This window comes from Spiroplasma sp. hyd1 (assembly GCF_016082235.1).
GTDB lineage: Bacteria > Bacillota_I > Bacilli_A > Mycoplasmatales > Mycoplasmataceae > Spiroplasma > Spiroplasma poulsonii.
Genome location: NZ_JXYY01000062.1, coordinates 1 through 6,342, shown reverse-complemented (window position 1 = coordinate 6,342; position 6,342 = coordinate 1). Strand labels below are relative to the sequence as shown.

Below are 6,342 nucleotides of genomic sequence, written 5' to 3'. Positions count from 1 at the left end.
ATCGCAAGAAGTCTAATATATTCCTCCAATTTGATATTAATTAATATAATACATTTTTTATGTCTTTTTTATGTTATTATTTAATTAATAGATTTGTTGCACTTGCATTTACAATTTACAAAAGTAAAAAACTTTTTACAATAAAAAATCTACTGATCATATTTTCCTACCCAATATTTTCTTTAGGCATCAAGCAGCCCCCCTGCTTGGTTATTGTAACCTTTAAAATAATATTCATTTAATTGATTAAAACCTCTTAAGAAATTAAGAGGTTTTATTTTTTTAATTCAACTTGTAATAAATATTCTTTTGTTGCTTGTGGAGCAAGATGATTAATTCATGGTTTTTGATCAAATGGTGTTGTTGCATAATTAACATCATCTTGATGACCATCTCATGGTTCAACACAAATATATTTTGCATCATTTTGACATTTTCAAACCAAAACATTAGGATAACCCTTTGTTGTTAAGCCGATAACTTGGATTGGATCAACAATTAATACTTGTTCAGTTGTTTGATTTAATAAAGCGTAACATTGCCCTGTCGCAAAATCATACTCATCTAATCCAATTTCATTTTTAACTTCTGTTGTCATTGTTGTTCCTAAAAAAGCACCGCCAGGAATATGCGTAACTATTTGAGGTTGATCAAAAATAATTTTTCCTAAATGATCATCACAAATAAACGCTGGATGCCACCCAAAATTATAAGGTAATGGTTTTGAATCAAGATTAGTAATTTTAACCTTATTAATTAGCTCAGTTCCTACTAATTGATATGTTACTTCTAGTTTAAAGGTAAACGGATATTGGTCATAAAAAGTTTTTGCTGCAACATACTCAACAACTAACATCTCCGTTGTCTGTGTAACAACTTTTCAGTCAGTAATAGCACGGAAAAAACCATGCCCTGTCATATGATATGTTTTATCATCCAGGCGATATTGGTCATTAATTAATTTTCCTGTAATTGGAAAACAAATTGGTCATGATTTTTTTCAAGTGCTATCCTGTTGATAAACATATTCTTTGCCATCTTTTTTTAATGAAACTAATTCAAAAGGATTTTTACTAATCTGTGCTGTTAAGTTTTCATTTTTTAAAATGTACATTCTTCTTCCCACTTTTCTATTTGTTTTAATTAATAGCCCGTTAAGTGTGTTTTATCTTGCATAATAGCAACACCACCACTAGTTCCAATTCTAGTTGCTCCCCCCGCAATCATTGCTAAAACATCAGCTTTACTACGAACGCCCCCGGCTGCTTTAACTTGCAAACAATTACCAACTGTTTCTTTCATTAACTTGACATTCGCTGTTGTTGCTCCTGCTTTACTAAAACCAGTTGACGTTTTAACAAAATCAACCCCTGCTTGTTCAGCTAATTGACATGCTTTAATAATTTCTGCGTCTGATAATAAACATGTTTCTAAAATAACTTTAACAACAGCTGTTCCGGCCGCTTTTTTACATGCCATCATATCAGCTGCTACTAAATCATAATTATTTGATTTAAACTGACTAATATTCATTACCATGTCAATTTCATTGGCGCCATCTTGTAAAGCATTAGTAATTTCTGTTACTTTTGTTGCTGTGGTATTTGCTCCTAATGGAAAGCCAACAACAACACAAACATTAACATTGCTATCTTGCAATAATTCATTAGCTAATAATACATATGTTGGATTAATACAAACTGCAGCAAAATCATATTGTTTTGCTTCAAGACATAACTGCTTAATATCCGTCGTTGTGGCATCTGGTTTTAATAAAGTATGATCAATATATTTATTTAATTTCATTTAATAGTTCTCCCTGTTGTTCTTCGTTAACTTGTACTGCCTCTAAAATGCGAATTGCAGCAATAGAATAATCTAATAAGCGTTGCATTTCAGAATAGTTCCCTGTATTTATTATATTCACAAAATGTTGTAATTCATAATACATTTTATTCTGATATTCAGCTGGTAAGGGAATCATCGTTGTTTTATTTGTTAAACGGTTATATACGCTAATTGTTTCTAATTTTGTTAAATTAGTAAAATTAATTGTTGCATCATAACTTAAAATTTCACTAGCACTAATCCCAACCGCTGCTTTTGAACAAACAATATTTGTTAAAATATTACTATGATGACGTAAGAGAACAACGTTGTTAATATCAACACCGTTTTTTAACTTATGACTCATTGCCTTAACATCTTTCACTGGGCCAAACAATGCCACCGCTAGTTCAACTGGATAAATTAACATATCATATAACGAACCTTTCCCTAAGATTTCATCAAAAACAGAATTATAATCATCTAATAAAACTTCTTTCATCCGACTTGAATATTGGTTACAATGAAATGTTGCTAAAAAAGGATGCATTCGATTAACGTTTTCTTGTAAAACCTGATATGCTGGCAAATGGATTGGTTTAAAAGCTTCCATTAAAAAAACATTATTAATAATCGCTACCTCTCTTAATTCAATTAACTCTTGCGCTAAAAAAGTTGCTGGTTTTTCAATTAAAACATATTTTTGCTGCTGTAAAAAATATTTTGCTTGTTGATAATGTAACCCATTTGGGGAAGCAATATAAATAATATCAATATGATCAAGCATATCTTCAAAATTATCAACTATTCGCACTGATAAATTATTTTTTAACGCAAAAATTTTCGCTTTTTCTAAACTACGCGAGTAAAGACAACTAACTTCAACTCCCGTTACTTCCCGACAAGCTTCAATAAATTCACTAACAATATTCCCAGTTCCAATTGTTCCAATCTTTAACATAAAAGCACCTCACTATGCACCTTTCATTTTTGTTAAGTGGTTGGTAGTATTATTTACTTAATAACTGCATTAAAAATAAGATCACTCGTTGCAAAGAAATCACTTGTTGTACCATCAGCTGAAACAGTATAAGAATTACTTGCTTGATCATATTTCCCTCTTAAACCAAGTTCTGTTAAAGTGGTTTTGCCTAGAGCGGCTCCCCCTAACGCTGTAAAAGCTGCTGCTTCTAATTCACCTTCTGCGCTAACAGTTAATGTTTGTTGTCCTTCTGGTTGTCAATCTTTTAAACTAGGACGAAGATCAACATATGTTGGTGGTTTTGCTTCGGCATTTCCTCACACTACTGAACCTTTAATTGATTTTGCCCCATCTTTTGCTTGCATTTTAACATATACTTGTTTAAAAGTTGGTTTTGGTGTAATAGCTGAAACTGTCACGTCAACTTCATTTCAAGGTAAATAAATTGACGCAAGGTCTTGAATTCCTTTTGTTATTCCTGTTTTTAAATCAACTTGATTATTTTCGATGACATTATCTTTTTTCAAATTAAATTTATTACCTATTTTATCAAAAGCAAATAAACTTAAATCTAATTTATCACCAATAGCATTATTCCCGTCATCTTTTGGTTGAGGTAAACATGCAATAACATTTGCACTAACGACTGTTGTTAATGAAATACTGGTTAGTAAAACTAAAAATTTCTTCATTTCTTCATACTCCTTTATTAATTATCCTTTGCACTAATTATAAACTAATTACTATTTTTATCATCATCAAAAAAAGGATTTTGTGTTTTTTTTGTGGAATCTTTTTTTTCTAATATTAGCTTATCATCACATTCTTGTTGTTCTTTTTCTCATAACTCAGAGTCCTGCCAATTTTTCTTTACAATAAAAATTCGTTCTTCAACACGAACAATTGACTCTAAAACAGAAAAAGCAATTGTTCCAACAAAAACAGTTGGAAACCAAACATATCAAAAAATACAAATTTGCGTTGGATTTAAAACTTTGGCATTAGCTAAAATTAAAAAAAATAAACTAATATCAAAAATTAAATATTGACCAATATAAAAAACTTGCATAAAAATAATATGCTTACGTAATAATTGGAATGGAGTTTTTTTCAATTCATTAATTCGAACTAAATGATAAATAATAAAAATAATAGTCGCAAAGCCAATTAAGACATAACCAATTTTATATCCTGTTACTGCCGCAATATTTCATTTTTGTAATCCTAGAATTAAAAAAATTAATACTAAAGCGGTATATAATATTATATTTGCAACACTAACTAGTGCTTTAATCGATACTACTTTTGTCATTCTTATTTTCTCCTATAACTCTTTTTCATACATAATCATTGCTAAAATAGCTAACGGTGCTGTTTCTGCTCGCAAAATACGTTGTCCTAGTGAAACTAGATTATAACCATTCGCTGTTAAAACCGTAATTTCTTCTGCCGTAAAGCCACCTTCTGGTCCAATTACAATAGTAACTGTTGTAAAGTCTTGGTGTAAAAAATCCTTTAGTTGTGAATTTTGCCCCACTTTTTCATAACAAACAAGGTTCACATCACTCTGATATTTTTGTAAAACTTTTAAATCACTCTCAACATTACTTATTAAAGGGATTTGATTTCGATATGATTGTTCACTAGCTTCTTTACAAATTTTTGTTCAACGCTCAATTTTTTTAATGTTATTTTCACCTTTTAATTGTACCACACAACGTTTAAACTGAAAGGGAATGATTTCATTAACCCCTAATTCAGTAGCTTTTTGCAATAAATAATCTCATTTTGTATTGCGAATTAAACCAGCAATTAAACGAATCTTAATTGAACTTTCGTGATTTTGTTTTAATTTTTTTGTTAACTTAAATAAATAATTTTGTGCTGGAACAACTTCAATTGTTGTTAAATAATGTTCAGCATTATAAATACAAATGATTTGTTCATTATCTTTTAAGCGTAAAACTTGTTTAATTTGTTTAACATCATCAGCTGTTAAAACAAAATAATTATGTTCTAATGTTATTGCAAAAAAACGATGCATTACTGTTTATCTCCTAATATTTCTCTCATTATTTCATCTAATTGATTATATAAAAATTGTAATGATGCAGTGGTTTTAACTTGATAGTCTGGTTTAATATCTTTAAATAAAGCCTTCTGAATTTTTAATAATTGTTTTGTTTGCGATGCTGATTGTTGATCACGAGCGGCAATTCGTGCTAAAACTGTTTTTTCCCTAGCTGTAATCAAAATCTTAGCTCTAAAAGTTAAAGGTAAGATATTAAGTCCCACCGCTTCAATTAAAAAATCTTGCGCCGGATTATTATTAATTATTGTTAATATCTTGTCTCTTACTTTTGGTCACAAATAACTATTTAACTTTGTATTAGCTGTTTGATTAGTAAAAATAATTGTTCCTAAAGAAGGGCGATCTAAAACGCCATCTTTAACAACCCCAGGAAAAGTTTTGTTTAAAAATATTAAAGTAGTTTTTTCCTGCATAATTTCTTTAGCAATTTGATCAGCGTTTAAATAAGTTAAATGATATTTATTTTGCAGATATTCACAAGCACTAGTTTTACCCGTACCAATATAACCATAAACACCAAGAATCATTCTTATTTATTCCTTTCACAATGTTTTACAAAATACATTAATTTACTGCTAATAAATTGTCATTAATAATAACATCAAAAATGGCTTGTGCTACCGCTGAAGTTTCAGATGGCGTATAGTGAATTCCATCATATGTTGTTTGATCTTCTACATGTGGATTAGCAGTTAGTTGTAAATTAACAACAGGAATTGTTAAATTAGCAAAATATTTTTGATAAGCACTTGGTAATGAAGTTAATAATTCACCATTATGCATTGTTAATGCTTTTGGTGGACAAACAACTAATATTTTATAATTAATTTCTTCATGATTATCACGATGAAAATTTTTCATTTGATTAATTAATTGTCCTAATGAAGTAACGATTTTTTCTTCAATTGGATAGTCTGCGATTTCTTTTAACTTTGCATACGCATCATAACCAAAATAATCGTTTGTTCCTAAAAAAACGATAAACAAATCAAACGGACTCGCTTTTTGGTACAATGCTAATAAACTATTCATCCCATTATCTTGTGGAAACCCAAAATCAATTAATGGTTTAATAATTGTTCGTCCTGGCTGTGCATTAGTTTGAATTTCAATTTCTGTTGTTTGATAATGTTGAGTTAATAAATTTGCTAATTTTGCCGGTCAATTATCCGCTTCTGGCATCTTACCACTTCCCATTGGTAAATAACCAAATGTTAATGAATCTCCTAAAATTGCAATTTTTTTCTTCATTGAAACCACTCTCTCCTCTATACGATTATTTTATCTTACTTATAATTAATTATGCTTTAATTTTTAAAACTTTTTGAAAAAAGGAAATAATTCATGCTAAACCAAATAAACTACGTAAAGCATTATTTAAATCTTGATAAACTCGCAAATATTGTACTAATAGACTTCTTGCGATACCCTTTTTTATTAA

The 6,342-nt window shown here is 29.4% G+C and carries 8 protein-coding genes; all 8 read right to left on the bottom strand.

Annotated elements, in window-relative coordinates; genetic code table 4:
* Positions 1 to 274: 274 nt before the first annotated feature.
* From TS70_RS08710 to TS70_RS05665, 8 genes are read right to left on the bottom strand one after another with little or no spacing between them, the layout of a single operon-like run.
* Positions 275 to 1,114 (bottom strand): aldose epimerase family protein, encoded by an 840-nt coding sequence (locus TS70_RS08710; protein WP_198049676.1) that lies wholly within the window; start codon positions 1,112 to 1,114, stop codon positions 275 to 277.
* 29 nt (positions 1,115 to 1,143) lie between these two features.
* A complete protein-coding gene (gene deoC, locus TS70_RS05695; RefSeq protein WP_198049675.1) occupies positions 1,144 to 1,806 on the bottom strand; it encodes a deoxyribose-phosphate aldolase in 663 nt (220 codons plus the stop codon).
* Entirely contained in the window at positions 1,793 to 2,788 is a 996-nt protein-coding gene (locus tag TS70_RS05690) for a Gfo/Idh/MocA family protein (protein ID WP_198049674.1), read from the bottom strand. Before TS70_RS05690 ends, deoC begins: the two co-directional genes overlap by 14 nt.
* A 53-nt stretch (positions 2,789 to 2,841) precedes the next feature.
* Positions 2,842 to 3,501 carry a hypothetical protein gene (locus tag TS70_RS05685; protein WP_198049673.1) on the bottom strand — a complete coding sequence of 220 codons (660 nt, stop codon included), beginning with the start codon at positions 3,499 to 3,501 and terminating at the stop codon, positions 2,842 to 2,844.
* A gap of 44 nt (positions 3,502 to 3,545) precedes the next feature.
* Positions 3,546 to 4,121 (bottom strand): hypothetical protein, encoded by a 576-nt coding sequence (locus TS70_RS05680; protein ID WP_198049672.1) that lies wholly within the window; start codon positions 4,119 to 4,121, stop codon positions 3,546 to 3,548.
* A gap of 12 nt (positions 4,122 to 4,133) precedes the next feature.
* Positions 4,134 to 4,853: an RsmE family RNA methyltransferase gene (locus TS70_RS05675; protein WP_198049671.1), complete on the bottom strand. Its 720-nt coding sequence runs from the start codon at positions 4,851 to 4,853 to the stop codon at positions 4,134 to 4,136.
* Positions 4,853 to 5,428, bottom strand: coding sequence for a dephospho-CoA kinase (gene coaE, locus TS70_RS05670; RefSeq protein ID WP_040093862.1), 576 nt, complete (start codon positions 5,426 to 5,428; stop codon positions 4,853 to 4,855). The genes TS70_RS05675 and coaE overlap by 1 nt, the downstream gene beginning before the upstream one ends.
* Before the next feature lie 37 nt (positions 5,429 to 5,465).
* The gene (locus tag TS70_RS05665; protein ID WP_198049670.1) at positions 5,466 to 6,152 is read right to left on the bottom strand and encodes an SGNH/GDSL hydrolase family protein; all 687 of its coding nucleotides are present in this window, start codon (positions 6,150 to 6,152) and stop codon (positions 5,466 to 5,468) included.
* Positions 6,153 to 6,342: the final 190 nt, after the last annotated feature.